General features: G+C 54.6%; 1 protein-coding gene. It reads left to right on the top strand.

Features of this window, described 5'->3' with window-relative positions; translation table 11 throughout:
* A partial coding sequence (locus RMSM_RS13150; RefSeq protein ID WP_040766285.1) for a HEAT repeat domain-containing protein occupies positions 1-271 on the top strand: 271 nt, incomplete at its 5' end.
* Positions 272-689: the final 418 nt, after the last annotated feature.

Genomic DNA, 689 nt, shown 5'->3' with positions numbered 1-689 from the left:
CACGCTGCTTGATTCGCAGGATGAAAAACTTAGGGAAAATGCAGTTGGCTCCCTGGGAAGCTATTCGGACCGCCCCGAGGTCTTTGCCCTGCTAAAACGCTTGGCTGTGGAAGATTCCAATAAACAGGTGCGTCGGTCCGCCGTTGCATCCCTGGGTTACTCCGGAAATCCGGCGGCACTAAGTGTCATCGAGGCTGCTGCTGATGATCCGTCGGATTACGTCAGTGACATGGCCAAGTGGCAGCTGGAGCGTCTACACCAACAAAAGTAAGAAGCTGCATCAGAAACGGCTTTTGCTGTCTGGGCAAAGCCATCGGCGCACGACAATGCGGTAGAACCAGACGCTGGACCGGAGCCGCCGGTTGGGTGAGAATCAAGTGGAACGCTGATTGGCGGCGGCCCGGTCAGCTCTGTCGTTGAACCTAACCCCTTTGGGTCGGGCACGTGTGTTTTGATGCGGCGTTGACTCATTGACTCCGTTCGCTTGCATCCTTGAACAGCAATGGTTTGGCTTCGTGGCCAAACGCGTTTTCTTTATTGCACGAATGAGCATGCCTCGCACCTTCACGCAGTCGCAAGTGCCTGCATGTGGTCCGGTTGTGACGAATAAAGTGAAATTATGGCCTTGCGCTTTTCAAACGCGCAAGCATCTCGATGCCTACACTTACCACGTCAGTCGCTTCGCTGAT

It is taken from the genome of Rhodopirellula maiorica SM1 (assembly GCF_000346295.1).
Taxonomy (GTDB): Bacteria; Planctomycetota; Planctomycetia; order Pirellulales; family Pirellulaceae; genus Novipirellula; species Novipirellula maiorica.
Note: the sequence above shows the minus strand (reverse complement) of the source record. Positions and strands in the feature narration are given on the sequence as shown.